Raw genomic sequence first — 15,998 nt, forward strand, 5'->3', positions numbered from 1 at the left:
TCGCCCGACGCGGCGGCGGGCGGGACCGCGTACCGCGGGTCAGCCCTCGGCGCGGCGGGCCGCCGCCACCTTCTCGTAGAACCGCAGCAGCCCGATGTCGTCCACCGAGCCGGGGTTGACCGCCTCGGTCAGCGGGGTCCCCTGGAGCAGCCGCTTGACCGGGACCTCGATGCGCTTGCCGGTGAGGGTGTGCGGGATGCCGGGGACCTCGATGATGTCGTCCGGCACGTGGCGCGGGGAGAGTTCGGAGCGCAGCGCCCGCTTGACCCGGTCGCGCAGCGCGTCGTCGAGGACGGCGCCCTCGGCGAGCCGGACGAACAGCGGCATCCAGTAGCCGCCGTCGGGCTGTTCCACCCCGATGACCAGGGACTCACGGATCTCGGGGAGGCGTTCGACCACCTCGTAGATGTCGGCGGAGCCCATGCGCACGCCCTGCCGGTTGAGGGTGGAGTCGGAGCGGCCGTGGATGACGACGGTGCCGCGTGAGGTGATGGTGATCCAGTCGCCGTGGCGCCAGACGCCGGGGAACATCTCGAAGTACGACTCGCGGTAGCGGGTGTCGCCGGGGTCGTTCCAGAAGCGCACCGGCATCGAGGGCATCGGGGCGGTGACCACGAGTTCGCCGACCTCGTCGGTGACCGGGGCGCCGTGCGCGTCCCAGGACTGGAGGTCGGTGCCGAGGCAGGCGGCCTGGAGTTCGCCGATGTACACCGGCAGGGTGGGGACGCCGCCGGCGAAGCAGCTGCACACGTCGGTGCCGCCGCTGACCGAGGCGAGCCACAGGTCGTCGCCGACCGCCTCGTACACCCAGCGGAAGCCGTCCGGGGGCAGCGGGGAGCCGGTGGTGGCCACGCAGCGCAGCGCGGACAGGTCGTACGCCTCGCCGGGGCGGACGCCGGCCTTGCGGCAGGCCATGACGTAGGCGGCGGAGGTGCCCAGCACGGTGGTGCCGGTGTCCTGGGCCACCCGCCACTGGGCGCCGGTGTCGGGGTGGCCGGGGCTGCCGTCGTACAGCACCACGGTGGCGCCCGCGAGGAGGCCGCCGGCCAGGAAGTTCCACATCATCCAGCCGGTCGAGGTGTACCAGAAGAAGCGGTCGTCGGGGCCGAGGCCGAGGTGGAGCCCGGTCTGCTTGAGGTGTTCGAGCAGGATGCCGCCCTGGGACTGGACGATGGCCTTGGGCAGCCCGGTGGTGCCGGAGGAGTAGAGCACCCACAGCGGGTGGTCGAACGGGACGTGCTCGTAGACCGGTTCGGCGTCCCCGGAGACCAGGTCGTCCCACTCCAGCGCGCCGTCCGGGGCCGGGGTGCCGAGCAGCGGGATGTGGACGACGGCGCGCAGCGTGGGCAGTTCCTCGCGCAGTTCGGCGACGGTGGTGGCGCGGTGGTGTTCCTTGCCGCCGTAGGTGTAGCCGTCGACCGCGAACAGGACGACGGGCTCGACCTGTTGGAAGCGGTCGAGGACGCCGCGGGCGCCGAAGTCGGGGGCGCAGGAGGTCCATACGGCGCCGACCGAGGCGGTGGCCAGCAGGGCGATCACGGCGTGCGGGATGTTGGGCAGGTAGCCGCTGACCAGGTCGCCGGGGCGGACCCCGAGGCCGCGCAGGCGCTCGGCGAGGGCGGCCACCTGGCGGCGCAGTTCGGCCCAGGTGATCTCGGCGGGCGCGTGGCGTTCGTCGAGGTGGAGCAGGGCGGGGGCGTCCGGGCGGTGGTCGGCGGCGCGCAGCGCGTGCTCGGCGTAGTTGAGGGTGCCGCCGGGGAACCAGCGGGCGCCGGGCATGGCGGGGTCGGCGAGCACGGTGTCGTAGGGGTGGTCGAAGCGGACGTCGAACCATTCGACGACGGCCTGCCAGAAGCGCGCGATGTCCGCCACCGACCAGGTGTGCAGCGCCTGGTAGGAGGCGACCGGGTCGGCCGGGTCGGGGGCCGGGGCGCCGTGGCGCTCGGCGGCCCACCGCTGGAAACGGGTGATCTGCGCGTCGGCGATCCGGTCCGCCGGGGGCCGCCACAGCGGCTCGGGTGCGGTGGCGGGCTGCGGTGCGTTGCTCATGGGGCGGCTCCCGGAATCGATGACCGGCCGTCCGGCGGCGCCGGATCGCGGGGCCGCGGGTGTGGCGGTCTCACCCTGTCTGCGTGCGGCCGGGCCGACCGGCATGACCACCGGCCCGGCTGGGCAGGACGATGCCACGTCGGCGCCGTGCGCGCCAGGGGCGACCTGCTGTGACGCGGTACGCACCGGTGGCCCGGGGATCGGGTCGGGCGGGTGAACAACGGGCGAACCGCGGGGTGCGGGGCGGTTCGGGGGTGGGAGGGTGAACGGCATGGACACGCGGGACGTGCTGCGGGCGGTGCGCCGGGCGGGGTCGCCGCAGGGGTGGCGGGAGGTGCGGTCGGCCTGGCGGCGGGCGCGTACCGACGCGCGGGATCTGCCGCGGCCGGGGGCGGAGCGGGCGAGGGTGCCGGGTCCGGCCGGGTCGGTGGAGCCGATGCCGGGCGGCGGGGTGGTCCACTTCGCGCGGTCGTCGCTGCTGGTGCGGGTGGCGGTGGGCGGCGCGGTCTTCTGCGGGTGGGACGGTGCGGAACCGGAGCCGTCGTACGCGCTGGCCGACGGCTGTCCGCAGGCGGACGCGCGGGCGGTGCTGGAGCCGGACAAGGACGGCTGGCGGGTGGTGTCGGAGCGGATCACGGTGGTGGTCTTCCGGGACGGCGCGGTGGAGTTCCGTACCCCCGGCGGGGTGGTGCTGCGGCGGGAGCTGCCGCCGCGCTGGTGGGACCGGGCGGGGCGGCCGTCGCGGTGGGTGCAGCGGTCGCGGACCCCGGCGGACGCGGACGTCTTCGGGCTCGGCGGACGCCCGGGCGGGCCACGGCTGGACGCGGGGACGTACCGGTTGTGGAACACCGATCCGGCCGAGCCGTTCGGCCCCGGGGTCGATCCGCTGTACATCACGATGCCGGTGATGCTGGTGGCCGGGGGCGCCGGGTGCCATCTGGTCTTCCACGACAACACCTGGGACGGGCGGGTGGTGCTGCGGGAGGGCGAGCGGGGCGACGGTTCGGGGCACGACCGGCCGGGCTGCTGCGAGGTGCGGATGGACGGCGGTCCGCTGCGCTACTGGGTGATCGCCGGTGCCCCGGGCCGGGTGCTGGCCGGGTGGACGGCGCTGACCGGGCGCCCCGCGCTGCCGCCGCGCTGGGCGCTGGGGTACCAGCACGCGCGCTGGGGGTTCGGCAGCGAGCGGGAGGTGCGCCGGGTGGTGGCCGGGTATCGGGAGCACGGGCTGCCGCTGGCCGCGGTCCACCTGGACATCGACCACTTCGACGGCCACCGGGTGTTCACGGTGGACGAGCGCGCCTTCCCCCGACTGCCCGCGCTGGCCGAGGAGTTGCGGCGGGACGGGATCCGGCTGGTGTCGATCGTCGACCCGGCGGTGAAGGCGGAGCCGGGTCAGGCGGTGTACGACGGCGGGCTGGCCGTGGACGCGTTCGTGCGGGACGCCCGGGGCGATCTGGTGCGCGGGGTGGTCTGGCCGGGCGAGACGGTCTTCCCCGACTTCACCGACCCCGCGGTGCGCCGGTGGTGGGGCGGGCTCTACGCGGAGCGGCTGGAGCGCGGGTTCGCCGGGGTGTGGCACGACATGAACGAGCCGACGTCGTTCGCCGCGTTCGGCGAGACGACGCTGCCGCGGTCGGCCCGGCACGCGCTCGACGGGCAGGGCGGTGACCACCGGGCGGCGCACAACGTGTACGGGCTGGCGATGGCGCGGGCCGGCTACGAGGGGCTGCTGCGGCTGCGCCCGAAGGAGCGGCCGTTCCTGTTCTCCCGTTCCGGCTGGGCCGGGATGCAGCGGTACGGGGGAACGTGGTCGGGCGATGTGGCCACCGGCTGGCCGGGGTTGCGCGCCTCGCTGGCGCTGGTGCTGGGGCTGGGGCTGTGCGGGGTGCCGTACTCGGGGCCGGACGTCGGCGGGTTCAGCGCGGATCCGTCGCCGGAGTTGTACGTGCGCTGGTTCCAGCTCGGCGCGTACCTGCCGTTCTTCCGTACCCATTCGGCGCTGGACGGAGGGCGCCGGGAGCCGTGGGAGTTCGGGGCCGAGGCGCTTCGGTGCGCGCGCGAGGCGCTGGCCGGACGCGCCCGGCTGCTGCCGTATCTGTACACGCTGGCGCATCTGGCGCACCGCACGGGGGCGCCGTACGTGCGGCCGGTGTGGTGGCACCAGCCGCAGGACGCCGCGTTGCGGGCGGTCGGGGACGCCTTCCTGCTGGGCGAGGCGTTGCTGGTGGCGCCGGTGCTGGAGCCGGGGGCGACCAGCCGCGCGGTGCGGCTGCCGCGCGGTACGTGGTACGACACGGCGACCGGCGCGGCGCACCGGGGGCCGGGTCAGGTGGTGCTGGCGGCGCCGCTGGACCGGGTGCCGGTGCTGGCCCGGGCGGGGGCGGTGATCCCGGTGGACGGCCCCGGGGACACGGTGGAGCTGGAGGTGTGGGCCCCGGCCCCGGACGCCACCGGGGGCGGGTCGCTCGTCACCGATTCCGGGGACGGCTGGGCGGCGCCGCGGCGTGAGCGCTACGTGTCGCGGTGGCGGGAGGGCGCCGTGGTGGTCGAGCGCGACGGCGCGGTGGTCACCGACCGGGTGGTGCGGGTGCGCGGGGTGGCCGGTTAGGCGTGTTCGTCGGTGGCGGGGACCGGCGGGGCGGGCTGGGCCGGGAGGGGGACGGCTTCGGCGGGCGGGGTGCGGGCGGCGAGGAGGCGTACCAGGGGGTTGACGGAGGCGGTGGCGAGCAGGGCGGTGAGCAGCATGGCGGTGAAGACCTGGGCGTCGATGAGGCCGGCCTGGCGGCCCAGCGAGAGGATGAGCACCTCGCTCAGCCCTCTGCTGTTGACCAGCACCGACAAGGTGGCCGAGGCGTGCGGGGTGAGCCGTAGCAGCCGGGCGGTGAGGTAGGCGCCGGTGAACTTGCCGCCCCAGGCCACGCAGAGGAACGCGGCGCACTCCAGGACGCCGCGCGTCCCCAGCGCCCCGATGTCGACCGAGAGCCCGGCCAGCGCGAAGAACACCGGCAGCAGCAGCGCCCCGGTGTGCCGCAGCGGCTCCTCCACCACGCGGCGCACCCCGGCCGGCAGGTCCCGTGGCATCACCAGGCCGAACAGGAAGGCGCCCAACACGGCGTGCACGCCGAGGCGTTCGGTGGCGCACGCGGACAGCAGGACGCCGCCGGCGGTCACCAGCAACAGCAGCAGCGGGCGTTCGCCGGCCGGGTCCGCGCGGCGCAGGAAGCGGGCGAGCAGCGGGCGCACCCCGGCGAGCATGACCACCGCGTAGCAGGCCGCCGGGGCCAGGGCGCCCAGCAGGTCCGTTGGTCCGGTGCGGTGGGCGGTGGCGAGCAGGACGACCACCGCGGACCAGGCGAAGAGCTCGGTGACCGCGCCGGAGGCGATGGCCATGGCGCCGGCCCGGGTGGCGTGCAGCCCGTTCTCGCCGACGATCCGGGCGAGGACGGCCAGTGCGCTGATGGACATCACCACGCCCATGAAGAGCGCGAAGACCACCGGGGAGGTGGTGCGGCCGGGGGGCGGGGACCAGCGGGTCAGGACGGTGAGGGCGAGGGCGACGGCGAGCAGGAAGGGGACGGCCAGCGAGGCGGCCGTGATGGCGAGCACCGAACGCAGCCGACCGCGCAGCAGGTGCAGGTCGAGTTCCCAGCCGGCGGTGAACAGGTAGAGCACGATGCCGACCTGGGCCACGGTCGCCAGGTGCGGGCGGGCCTCGGCGGGGAAGAGCCGGTCGGGCAGGTGGCCCGGGAGGAGCCCGAGCACGCTGGGCCCGAGCAGCAGCCCGGCCGCGATCTCGCCGACCACCACGGGCTGGTGGAGCCGTCGGCGCAGCGGGGTGAGGGCCACCCCGGCGAGGAGTACCACCGCGATGCCGGCCAGCACGGCCGCGTGGGACAGGGAAGCCTTCATCGCCCGCCGCCCTCCGTGTGCAGGGGCCGCACCGCCCGTGGGGGACGACCGCAACGTCCGTCCGGCCTGGCAGGGTATGCGGCATTCGGAGCCAGTATGGGCGTGCCGTCCGGTCCGGGGGACGGCAGCGGGCTTCTCCACCCGGACGAGGGAGATGTGCGATCTGGCTATTGTCGGCCCGGCGCAGGGCGGACGAAGCCGGGTACCGGGAGCGCCTCGCGGTGGAAGCTCGCCCGGGTCCAGGCGGCGGCCCCGGACGGCCTCGTGGACCTCGCGCGGCTCGGCGAGGGCGCGCGAGGTGAAGGACCGGCGGGCGGCACCACCCCCGTGGGCCCCGTCCCGCCGGTCCTGCTCGGGGTGACGCGCGGGTCCCGCGGCGTCGGGTGCGGCGCGCGGGGCGCGTTCGCCGTCCGGTCCGGCCACCGGCACCCGGCCGGCCCCGGCCGCGCCGTCGCCGGTCCAGACTGCCGACTCCGGTGTCAAGGCGGCGTCAACAACCGTCGATCAGCGCACAGTTGCCGGCATGGCGAAGGGCCGGGGTGCGCGTGGCACCGCCGGCCCTTCGCCGTGTCCGCCCGGTCAGGTGGCCGCGGGCTGCCGCCGCGCCGCGGAACGTTCCATGGCGTGCGACACCACCGCGATCAGCACCTCCTTGACCGAGGCCCGGTCGCGCGCGTCGCACAGCAGCAACGGCACGTGGGCGTCGAGGTCGAGGGCGTCCCGTACCGTCTCCACCGGGTAGCGGTCGGCGCCGTCGAAGCAGTTGACGGCGACCGCGAAGGCGATGCCGCGCCGCTCGAAGTAGTCGATGGCGGCGAAGGAGTCCTCCAGCCGGCGGGTGTCGGCGAGCACCACGGCACCGAGGGCGCCTTGGGCCAGCTCGTCCCACAGGAACCAGAACCGCTCCTGTCCGGGGGTGCCGAACAGGTAGAGCACCAGGTCCTCGCGGAGCGTGATGCGGCCGAAGTCCATGGCCACCGTGGTGGTGTGCTTGCCCTCCACCCCGGCGACGTCGTCCACCGGCCGGCCCGCCTCGGTGAGCGCCTCCTCGGTGCGCAGCGGCCGGATCTCGCTGACCGCGCCGACCAGGGTGGTCTTGCCCACCCCGAAGCCGCCGGCCACCAGGATCTTCAGCGCCACCGGTTCGGCGGCGGCTGCGCGGCGGCGCTCAGCACGCCCGAACACCATCGTTGTTCTCCTGTCGATCCGTGGTCGGGCTCACAACGCCCGCAGGCCATTGATCACATCCCGCAGGATGTTCTCGTCCGGCAGCTCCGCCGGGGGCACCGGACGGGTCACCCGGACCAGTCCGTCGTCCAGCAGGTCGCCGATGAGCACCCGCAACACCCCGACCGGCAGGTCCAGTTCGGCCGCGAGTTCGGCCACCGAGACCGGCTCGGCCTGGCAGCGGTGCAGGATGTCCAGGTGCTCCGGGGAGAAGGTGTGGTCCAGATCGCCCGGATCCTCGGTGTCCTCGTCGGTGAAGACCAGGGCGATCAGGTCGAGCCGGTCCTCGGCGGCGTGGCTGGTGCGGCCCCGCGTCATGGCGTACGGCCGCACCACCGGCCCCGCCGCGTCGTCGAACCACCGATCCGCTTCGGAACTCATATCACCTCATCACCCCGAGACGCGGGGCGCCGTGCCCAGGTGGGCGCCGACCCGCTTGACCAGCAGCGCCATCTCGTAGGCGACCTGGCCGACGTCGGAGTCGGCGTCGGCGAGCACGGCCAGGCAGCTGCCGTCCCCGGCCGCGGTGACGAAGAGGAACGCCTGCTCCAGCTCGACCATGGTCTGCCGGACCTGGCCGGCGTCGAAGTGCCGGCCGACGCCCTTGGCGAGGCTGTGGAACCCGGAGGCCACCGCCGCCAGGTGCTCGGAGTCCTCACGGGACAGATCCTTGGAGGAGCCGGTGGCCAGCCCGTCCCCGGAGAGCACGAGTGCCTTGCGGATGCTGGCCACCCGGTCGACCAGATCGTCCAGCAGCCAGTTGAGCTCGCCCGTCGGGCCCGATGGTGCGGTCATCGACCGTCCCCCTCCGATGTCGTTCCTGTGTCGTCGCCGCCCGGACCGGTCGGCCGGTCCGGGACGGTGAGGTCGTCGGCTTCCTCGCGGCCACGTTGCCAGCCGCGTTGCAACGAGGCCATCCGGGACCGTACTTCATCGGCGTCGCGGTCGTCGGTGGCCGGTGCGGCGGCGCCCGGCGTGGCGGTCCGCGTCCGGGTGGTGTCGTCGGCGCGCAGCTGCGGGGCCAGGCTCGCCTGGCGGATCCGGCGCGGCAGACCGCCCGGGGTGGCCTGGGGCGCGGGCCGTTGCTCCCGTCCGGCCGCGTCCCCGCCCGGGGCGGTGGTGCGGCGGACGCCGTCGACCGTACGGCCGTTGTCGGCGACGAGGACGGGGGCGTGGCGGCGGCGCGGCAGCGGAACCGGGGCGTCCGGCCGGGCGGACGGCTCCGGGCCCTCCGGCCGCGCGGACCGGTCGGTGGCCGGGGCCAGGCCGAGCCGGTCGGCGCGCTGCTCGGCGATTTCGAAGCGGCGGGTGCGGGCCGGGACCTCCTCGCACGGGGCCTCGGCCACCAGGCCCCATTCGCGGAACGCCTCGTCGCCGCCGCCGTCCGTCACCGGCAGCTCGATCTCGTCCGGCAGCCCGCGGTCACCGGCCGGTTCCCGGACGGCCTGGCGGGCGACGGCGGCGGGAGCCCGCTGCTCCCCGGTGTCGGAGTCCCCGATGCCCTCGGTGAGCAGGGCGGTGGGGATGAGCACCACCGCGGTGGTGCCGCCGTACGGGGATTCGCGCAGCGAGACGCGTACGCCCTGGCGCTGGGCGAGGCGGCTGACCACGAAGAGGCCGAGGCGGTCGGTGTCGGAGAGTTCGAACTCCGGTGTCTCGGCGAGCCGCAGGTTGGCGTCGAGCAGCGCGTCGGGGGTGAGCCCGAGGCCCCGGTCGTCGATCTCCAGCACGAAGCCGTTGGCCACCCGTTCGCCGTGCACCTGGACGGTGGTGTGCGGGGGTGAGAAGACGGTGGCGTTCTCGATGAGTTCGGCCACCAGGTGGGTGATGTCGGCGACCGCGGGGCCGGCCACGCCGATCCTCGGCAGGCGGCGCACCTCGACGCGTTCGTAGTCCTCCACCTCGGCGACGGCCGCGCGCACCACGTCCATCAGCGGCACGGGTTTGCGCCACTGCCGGGAGGGGGCGGCGCCGGAGAGGATGACCAGGCCCTCGGCGTGCCGACGCATGCGGGTGGTCATGTGGTCCAGCTTGAACAGGTCGGCGAGCTCCCGGGCGTCCTCGGTGCGCCGTTCCATGGTGTCCAGCAGGGTGAGCTGGCGGTGGAGCAGCACCTGGTTGCGGCGGGCGAGGTTGACGAAGACGTCGGAGATGCCGCGCCGCAGGTCGGCCTGGCGCACCGCGGCCTCGACTGCGGCGCGCTGGAGGGTGTTGAGGGCCCGGCCCACCGCGCCCATCTCGTCCTCCGGGTACTCCAGGCGCGGCACCTCGGTGTCGACGTCCACCTCCTCGCCCGCGGCGAGCCGGCGCATCACGCGGGGCAGCCGGGTGCCGGACGCCTCCTGGGCCTCCTTGCGCAGCGCGGACAGGTCGCGGGCGAGGGAGCGGCCGGTACGCAGCGAGACGACCACCGAGACGAGCACGGCCAGCAGTCCGAAACCGCCCGCGACACCCGCCTTGACCAGCACCCCGACGGCGAACGGGGTCACCCGGCCCTTGTAGTTCTCGGCCGCCTGGCGGTCCAGCGACGCCAGGTCGCCGAGGACCGAGCCGGCGGTGGCCTGCCAGTCGCCGGCCGAGACCACCAGGCCGTCGGAGGAGCCCGGTTCGGGGTGGGCGTCCACGTCGGCGCCGACGATCCGGTCCTCGGCGGAGCGCAGCGCCCGGCCGGTGGCGGAGTTCCAGTAGTCGTCGAAGAGCCGGCTGTCGGAGGCGGGCAGCAGTTGCGGGTAGGTGTCGAAGAGCAGCCGCCGCTGGGCCACCGCGTCGGCGAACTGGAGCTGCTGGGCGTGGGTGAGGCGGCCGGCGGCCAGCCCCGCCGAGTAGACCGCGTCCTCCCGGGCCGCCGCCTCCCGGCCCCGGGACAGCTCGGTGAGCACCCGGGCCTGGCGGTCCAGGGCCACGCTCTGCAGCGGGTTGAGGCCGTGGAAGAAGCTGTAGTACGGGTCGATCTCGTCGTTGTAGGCGGTGAACGCGGCGGTGGTGGCGATCTGGCCGTCGTCCACCTTGCGGCGCACCGTCTCCAGGTCTGCGGCCTGCGCGACCAGTCCGTCGAGCCGGTGCAGCGAGGCGGCGTCGAGCCGGTTGCGCAGATCGGCGTTGCGGCTGTTGTCGCGGACCACGCCGACCGCCTTGTCGGTGGCCTGCTCGGCGGTGCGCAGGTCGCGCAGGGAGCCCGGCCGGTGCGGATCGGCCAGCCGGACCAGGGCGGCCTTGCGCTCCTCGGCGAGCGCCTCGATGGCGTTCTCGACCGGGTACCCGATCTTGTCGGTCACCCGCTCGACGTCGAAGAGGGCGAACACCCCGCGGCTGGTGATCCAGGCCGCGAACGCCCAGATCGCGACGAGGGACACCAACGGCACCAGCAGCAGCGCCACGATCTTCCGACGGATCGACTTCCCGCGAAAGCGCATGGCCTCCCCAACGTCGGCCCCTGACCTCGGGGCGTGGTCCGTGAAACGGCGTGAGCCTACTACTGTCGGGTGACCAACTCGAAAGCCAGTCCTCCGCATGACGGCCAACCAATCCGGACGTATTGTCATTCTTCGTACGGTGAAGGCCGGTTTACGGCACAGGGACGCCTCCCGGTGCGGGACCGGGAATATCCGGCGCGCAGGCGGGCAGTCAACCGGGAGCCGGGTGTTTCCGCGTCGGCGCGGCCGGGTCGGCATCGGGAGGAGCGCAGCACGATGGACATCCAGTCCCGTGGCATCACGCCCGCAGGCACGTGCCCACCGCCCCGACGGCCGCTGTGGGTGGAGGAGCCGGCGGGCCGGCCGCGGCTGCCGGACCCGGTGCGGCGGGCGGCGGTACGGGCCGGCCTGGTCGTGGCGTTCACCCTGATCGAGGCGGTGGTCGCGGTGCTGGCCACGGTGGCCGGCGTGTGGCTGGCCGCGCCCGCCCTGCTGTGCGCGGTGGCCAGCACGGTGGCGGCCACCTGGGCGGTGGTCGACGTCTGGGTGACCCGTCAGGTGTGGAGCCAGCGGTACGGGGTGGTCTCCACCCCGAGCAGCGTGGCCCGGGCCCGGCGCCGGGAGGGCCGCCGCGAGCGCCGGGCCGCCCGGGCCGCGGCCCGCGCCGCCGAACGCGCCCGTGCCCGCGGCGGCCTGATGTCGGGTACCTGAGAGGGGCGCCGCCGGTCAGGACGACGGGGCCGGGGCGGACGGCTCGGGGGGCCTGCGAAACATCCGGGTGGCGGTGACCTCGCCGTGCATCTGCTCGCCCGCCGGATCGGCCTGGGGCAGGCCGGGACGCAGGTGCTCCTCGACGCTGATGTACTTCAGCCCGGCCCGCAGGTCGGCGTCGTTGCGCAACCGGACCACCAGCGGGAACTCGGCGAGCGCGGTGGTGTCGAAGAGCCCGGTGGTGTAGATCAGCTGCACCCCGAGGGCGTCGGCGACGGCCCGCTGGAGCTCCAGCAGATAGGTGGCGTTGGCCCGGCCGATCGGGTTGTCCAGGAAGAGCGTTCCGGCGTGCCGCTGGCGGTCGCGCCCGCTGTCGTTGCTGCGCAGCGCGGCCATGGTGCAGTACAGCGCGATGGCGGCGGTCAGCAACTGGCCGCCGGAGAAGACGTCGCCCATCTGCCCGACCGGCACCCGTTCGGCGCGCAGCACGGCGTCCGGCTTGAGGATCTCCACCGCCACGCCGCGCGGCTCCAGGGCCGCCTGGACGCCGCGCAGCAGCAGCGTCATGCCGTCCCGGCGCAGGTCGGAGTTCTTGCGTACGGCCGCGCGGGTGGCCTCGTCGATGACCTCGCCGAGGCGTTCGGTGAGAGTGGCCTGGTCGGGGTCGTCGAAGCGGATGCGCAGGAACTCCTGGCCGGACCACTCCCCCAGTCCGTCCGGGAGCCGGGAGAGCCGTTGCGCCGAACGCAGGGTGGCGAGCGCCGCCTCCACCAGGCCGCGCAGCCGGTCCACGATGCTGTCGCGGTTCCGTTCGAGCTGGGAGAGTTCGTCGCTGAGCACCCGCAGCCGGGGGGCGAACGCGGCGGCCCAGGCGGCGGCGTGTTCGGGCAGCGCGGCGGCGGGCAGTTCGCGGATCTGCTGCCGGGCGGGGGTACGCACCTGTTCGTAGCGGGTGGCGTTGGCGTGCCGGACCAGTTGGTCGCAGGCGTCCCGGACGTGCGACTCGGCGGCCGACAGCTCGGCGGCGCAGCCCCGCAGCGCGCGGCGGGCCTCGGTGGCGTCCTGCCGGGCCTCCTGGGGGGTGCCCGGGTACGGCTGCGGGGGCTCCTCCTCGGCGGATTCCTGGCCGCCGCCGTCGCGGAGCAGGTCGCGCAGGAGGGCCGCCGTCTCGCCGAACGCCCCGGCGGCCTCCTCGGCGGCCTGGTGGGCGTGGCGCAGCCCGGCGTGGCGTTCCCGGGCCTCGGCCAACTCCTCGGTGCGGGCGGCCAGTTCGGCGCCGACCTTGCGCAGCAGGCTCTGCGCGTGCTCGACGCCCACCGGTACCAGGTCGTCGGTGAGTGCGGCGTGGGCGTCGGCGCCGTCGGGGGCGAGGCGTTCGGCCTCGCCGCGGAGTCTGCCGAGGAGTTCGCTGGCGGCGTCCATCCGGGACTCGATGCGCTGCACCAGGGCCTCGGCGCGGGCGGCGGCGGCCTGCCGGGAGGGTCCGTCGGCGCCGTCGGGGCCTTCGAGGAGCTGGGCGGCGCGGGTGCGGACCTTGTTGGTGAGCCGGTCGAGTTCGGCCAGGGTGGCGCTCTCGTCGCTCTCCGCGCGGGCCTGTTCGGCCCGCAGGTCGGCGCCGACGCCCACCTTCTCGTAGAGCCGGGAGGCGGCCCGGTACGCCTCGCGCAGTTCGGCCAGCGGGGCGCGGACCGGTTCGGTGTCCGGCGGCAGGTGCTCGGGGGCACCGGCGATCTCGGCGCGTTCGGCACGCAGGGTGCGGACGGTGCGGCGGGCGTCGTCGGCGGCGCGCTGGGCGGCCCGGCGGTCCTCGTCGCAGGAGCGGGCGCGGGCCAGGCAGGTCTCGGCGCGTTCCTCGGCCTCGGCGGCCTCCTCGGCGAGTTCGCGCAGGCGCCGCTGCCAGGTGGCGCGTTCCCGCAGCCGGAAGGCGAGGCCGGCCAGGGCGTCGGCGCGGCGCCGGGCGAGGCGGGCGGTCTCCTCACGCTCGTCACGGACCCGGACGGCCTGGGCGGCGGCCTCCTCGGCGGCGGCCCGGTCGGCGCGGGCCTCCTCCAGGTGGGCGCGGGCGGCCTCGGCGGTCTGCCGGGCGGCGTCGACGGCGGCGGCGAGTTCGGCCAGGCGTCCGGCCGGGCAGGAGGAACGCCAGGAGGCGAGGCGGGCGGCGAGTTCCCGGTCGTGGGCGAGGCGGGTGGCGAGGACGCGGATCTCCTCGTCGCGGGCGGCGGCCCGGGCCCGCAGCTCGCGCCGTTCGCCGTCGGCGGCCTGTTCGTCGTGCATCGCCGGGTTCGGCGGCACCAGGAAGACATCGTCGGCGGCGGGACCGGCGGGCGGCGGGGCCAGCAGCGCGGCGGCGGTGCCGACGGCCACCGTGGACCGCGGCAGCAGCGCGGCCTCGGCCAGCACCTGACGTGCCCGGCGGTAGCTGCCGGGGTCGGTGACGACGACGCCGTCGACGAGTTCGGGGCGGGCGGCGAGCACCGCGGCGTGGTCGGCCGGGTCGACGGACTGGGCCAGGTAGCGCCAGCCGGGGAGCGCGGGCACGCCGTGCTCACCGAGGTGTTCGACGGTGGCGAGGACGTCCGGGCCGGGTGGCAGGAGTCCGCCGTCACCGAGGGCGGCGAGGATGCGGGAGTCGTCGGCGGCCTGGGTGCGCAGGTCGAACAGGTGGCGTTCGGCGGCGGCGACCGAGCCGTTCAGCAGGTCGAGCAGGGTCTCGGCGGCGCGGTCGAGGTCGGCGGCGCCGAACGGGACGGCCGTCCGGTCGGCGTCCCCGTCCCCGTTCCCGTCGCCGGTGCGCGGGGCCGGGATGGCGCCGCCCGGCGCCGACGGGGCGGGCAGCCCGAGGAGTTCGGCGAAGCGTTCCTGGCCGGCCAGGGCTTCGGCGGTACGGTGCTCGGCGGCGTGGGCGGCCTCGGCGGCCTGGCGGGCGTCGACGGCGCGGGCGTCGGCGAGTTCGGCGCGGGCTTCGCGGGCCGCGGCCTCCCGGGCCCGTTCGGCGGCCTGCCGGGCGGCGTCCCGGGCGCTCTCCCAGGCGGCGACGGCGGTCTGCTGGGCGTCGCCGGCCTCCAGCGCGGCGCGGGCCGGGTCGGCGTCCGGACCGGCGTCGTCCAGCCAGCCGGCCCGGACCGCCTCGGCGGTCTCCTGTTCCACCTCGGCGAGGCGCTGCCGCAGGTGGCCGATCTCGCTGCGGGCGCGCTGGGCGGCGGTGGCGGCGGCGGTCGCGTCCCGGTGCGCGCTGTCGGACTCGCCCTGGAGGACCAGGGAGCGCTCCTCCTCCTCGTCGGCGTGGCGCTCGGCCCGGTCGGCGGCCTCGTGCAGGGCCCGTACCAGGTCGGCGGCGGCCTTGGCGCGGGCGGCCAGGGCGGGGGCGGCGTCGCGTTCGGCCTCCCGGATGGCGGCGGCCACCCGGGCCGACCGGTCGGCGGCGGCGCGGTGCCGCAGCACGGTCTCGGCGGCCTGCCAGGCGGCGTTGAGGGTACGGGCGTCGGCCAGCTCGCGACGCTGCGCGGCGGTGTCCTTCTCGGCCGCGGCCAGGCTCAACGAGGCGTGCCGGTAGGCGAGTTCGGCGCTGATCGCGGCGGTGCGGGCGCGGGCGGCCTCGGCGTCGGTGACGGTCTGCGCGGCGGTGGCGACCTGGCGGTCGAGGTCGGCGGCGCGGTCGTGTTCGGCGGTGGCGCGGGCGGCGAGGCGGCGGGCCAGGTCGCGTACCCGGCGTTCGCTGCCGGCGTAGACGCCGCGGGCGCGTTCGCGTTCCTCGGTGGCGTCCGCGATGCGCTGGAGGTGGTCGAGGGAGCCGGCGGTGAAGTCGCGTTCGGCGGTGAGTTCGGCGCGGCGGCCGAGTTTTCCGGCGAAGCCGTGCACCAGGTCGGCGAGGCCGTCGGTGTCGCGGGTGTCGGTGACCGCGCGCAGCAGCAGATCGGTGAAGTCGGAGTCCTTCTTGACCGCGAAGAGCCCGGCGGCCTCGCCCTCGTCGGCGTTCATCTCCCGCTGATAGCGGAAGAGTTCAGGGTCGAGGCCGAGGTCGCCGAGGTGCTCGATCCAGCGGTCGTGGATCTCCTCCCAGGCCACCTCCAGGTGCGGGTAGGCCTTGCCGGCCTCGGTGAGCGCGTCGCGGAACCCCTTCATGGTGCGGCGCCGGCCACGGGCGCCGGAGCTGCCCTCGGCGGCCGGGCGCACCGGGGCCGCCTCGGCCACCGGCAGCGAGTCCAGCGAGAGCCCGGGGCCGGGCCGGAACGAGTACCACGCCTCGGCGAACTTCCGCGGATCGGAGGAGACCTGACGGCCGCGCCACTCGCTGACCTTGCCGACCACCACCAGCTCACCGGTGAGCGTGTGCTGCCATTCCAGCGCCACGTGGCCGCAGTCGTCGGCGAGCAGGAACTTGCGCAGCACGCCGGAGCTGGCGCCGCCCAGGGTGTTGCGGTGGCCCGGCAGCATCACCGAGAAGATCAGCTTCAGCAGCACCGACTTGCCGCCGCCGTTCTCCAGGAAGAGGACGCCGGCGGGGGCCGGGCGGCGCGGCGGGCCGACCGGTTCGTCGGCGAAGAAGTCGCCCTGCGCGGGGGCGGGGTGCGGCACCGGGTCGCCGACCCCGCGCAGGTCGAGCACGGTGTCGGCGTAGCGCGCACCGGCCGGCCCGATGGAGTAGAGGCGGACCCGGGACAGCTCGTACATGGCGGACTCTCGTTG

At 75.6% G+C, this 15,998-nt stretch carries 9 protein-coding genes; 2 read left to right on the forward strand and 7 right to left on the reverse strand.

All coding sequences use genetic code 11. From position 1 onward, the window contains the following. Positions 1 to 39 precede the first annotated feature (39 nt). Complete coding sequence (locus SCATT_RS03300) at positions 40 to 2,049, reverse strand: acetoacetate--CoA ligase (RefSeq protein ID WP_014141499.1); 2,010 nt, start codon at positions 2,047 to 2,049, stop codon at positions 40 to 42. 271 nt (positions 2,050 to 2,320) lie between these two features. On the opposite strand from SCATT_RS03300, the gene SCATT_RS03305 reads away from it, so the two are divergent. After that, complete coding sequence (locus tag SCATT_RS03305; RefSeq protein WP_014141500.1) at positions 2,321 to 4,660, forward strand: glycoside hydrolase family 31 protein; 2,340 nt, start codon at positions 2,321 to 2,323, stop codon at positions 4,658 to 4,660. On the opposite strand, the gene SCATT_RS03310 is transcribed toward SCATT_RS03305, so the two are convergent. From SCATT_RS03310 to SCATT_RS03330, 5 genes are all read right to left on the reverse strand, one after another. After that, entirely contained in the window at positions 4,657 to 5,961 is a 1,305-nt protein-coding gene (locus SCATT_RS03310; RefSeq protein WP_014141501.1) for a cation:proton antiporter, read from the reverse strand. The genes SCATT_RS03305 and SCATT_RS03310 overlap by 4 nt on opposite strands. Before the next feature lie 579 nt (positions 5,962 to 6,540). Beyond that, positions 6,541 to 7,149 (reverse strand): GTP-binding protein, encoded by a 609-nt coding sequence (locus SCATT_RS03315; RefSeq protein ID WP_014141502.1) that lies wholly within the window; start codon positions 7,147 to 7,149, stop codon positions 6,541 to 6,543. A 30-nt stretch (positions 7,150 to 7,179) separates the two neighbouring features. Next, a complete protein-coding gene (locus SCATT_RS03320; RefSeq protein WP_014141503.1) occupies positions 7,180 to 7,569 on the reverse strand; it encodes a DUF742 domain-containing protein in 390 nt (129 codons plus the stop codon). A gap of 9 nt (positions 7,570 to 7,578) precedes the next feature. Continuing rightward, positions 7,579 to 7,983 carry a roadblock/LC7 domain-containing protein gene (locus tag SCATT_RS03325; RefSeq protein ID WP_014141504.1) on the reverse strand — a complete coding sequence of 135 codons (405 nt, stop codon included), beginning with the start codon at positions 7,981 to 7,983 and terminating at the stop codon, positions 7,579 to 7,581. Then, entirely contained in the window at positions 7,980 to 10,601 is a 2,622-nt protein-coding gene (locus SCATT_RS03330) for a sensor histidine kinase (RefSeq protein ID WP_014141505.1), read from the reverse strand. Before SCATT_RS03330 ends, SCATT_RS03325 begins: the two co-directional genes overlap by 4 nt. Before the next feature lie 276 nt (positions 10,602 to 10,877). Here SCATT_RS03330 and SCATT_RS03335 point away from each other — a divergent pair, with 276 nt between their 5' ends. Next, on the forward strand, positions 10,878 to 11,312 hold the full coding sequence (locus SCATT_RS03335; protein WP_014141506.1) for a hypothetical protein: 435 nt from the start codon (positions 10,878 to 10,880) through the stop codon (positions 11,310 to 11,312). 15 nt (positions 11,313 to 11,327) lie between these two features. Here the strand turns inward: SCATT_RS03335 and SCATT_RS03340 are convergent, their stop codons facing one another. After that, positions 11,328 to 15,983, reverse strand: a complete 4,656-nt coding sequence (locus SCATT_RS03340) for a hypothetical protein (RefSeq protein WP_014141507.1) — start codon at positions 15,981 to 15,983, stop codon at positions 11,328 to 11,330. Between the last annotated feature and the right edge of the window lie 15 nt (positions 15,984 to 15,998).

Origin of the sequence: Streptantibioticus cattleyicolor NRRL 8057 = DSM 46488, assembly GCF_000240165.1 — a bacterium.
Classification (GTDB): domain Bacteria; phylum Actinomycetota; class Actinomycetes; order Streptomycetales; family Streptomycetaceae; genus Streptantibioticus; species Streptantibioticus cattleyicolor.

Excerpts from the sequence above, each read along its gene's own strand:
- SCATT_RS03300 (WP_014141499.1), bottom strand. The coding sequence starts at position 2,049 with ATGAGCAACGCACCGCAGCCCGCCACCGCACCCGAGCCGCTGTGGCGG.
- SCATT_RS03305 (WP_014141500.1), top strand. The coding sequence starts at position 2,321 with ATGGACACGCGGGACGTGCTGCGGGCGGTGCGCCGGGCGGGGTCGCCG.
- SCATT_RS03310 (WP_014141501.1), bottom strand. The coding sequence starts at position 5,961 with ATGAAGGCTTCCCTGTCCCACGCGGCCGTGCTGGCCGGCATCGCGGTG.
- SCATT_RS03315 (WP_014141502.1), bottom strand. The coding sequence starts at position 7,149 with ATGGTGTTCGGGCGTGCTGAGCGCCGCCGCGCAGCCGCCGCCGAACCG.
- SCATT_RS03320 (WP_014141503.1), bottom strand. The coding sequence starts at position 7,569 with ATGAGTTCCGAAGCGGATCGGTGGTTCGACGACGCGGCGGGGCCGGTG.
- SCATT_RS03325 (WP_014141504.1), bottom strand. The coding sequence starts at position 7,983 with ATGACCGCACCATCGGGCCCGACGGGCGAGCTCAACTGGCTGCTGGAC.
- SCATT_RS03330 (WP_014141505.1), bottom strand. The coding sequence starts at position 10,601 with ATGCGCTTTCGCGGGAAGTCGATCCGTCGGAAGATCGTGGCGCTGCTG.
- SCATT_RS03335 (WP_014141506.1), top strand. The coding sequence starts at position 10,878 with ATGGACATCCAGTCCCGTGGCATCACGCCCGCAGGCACGTGCCCACCG.
- SCATT_RS03340 (WP_014141507.1), bottom strand. The coding sequence starts at position 15,983 with ATGTACGAGCTGTCCCGGGTCCGCCTCTACTCCATCGGGCCGGCCGGT.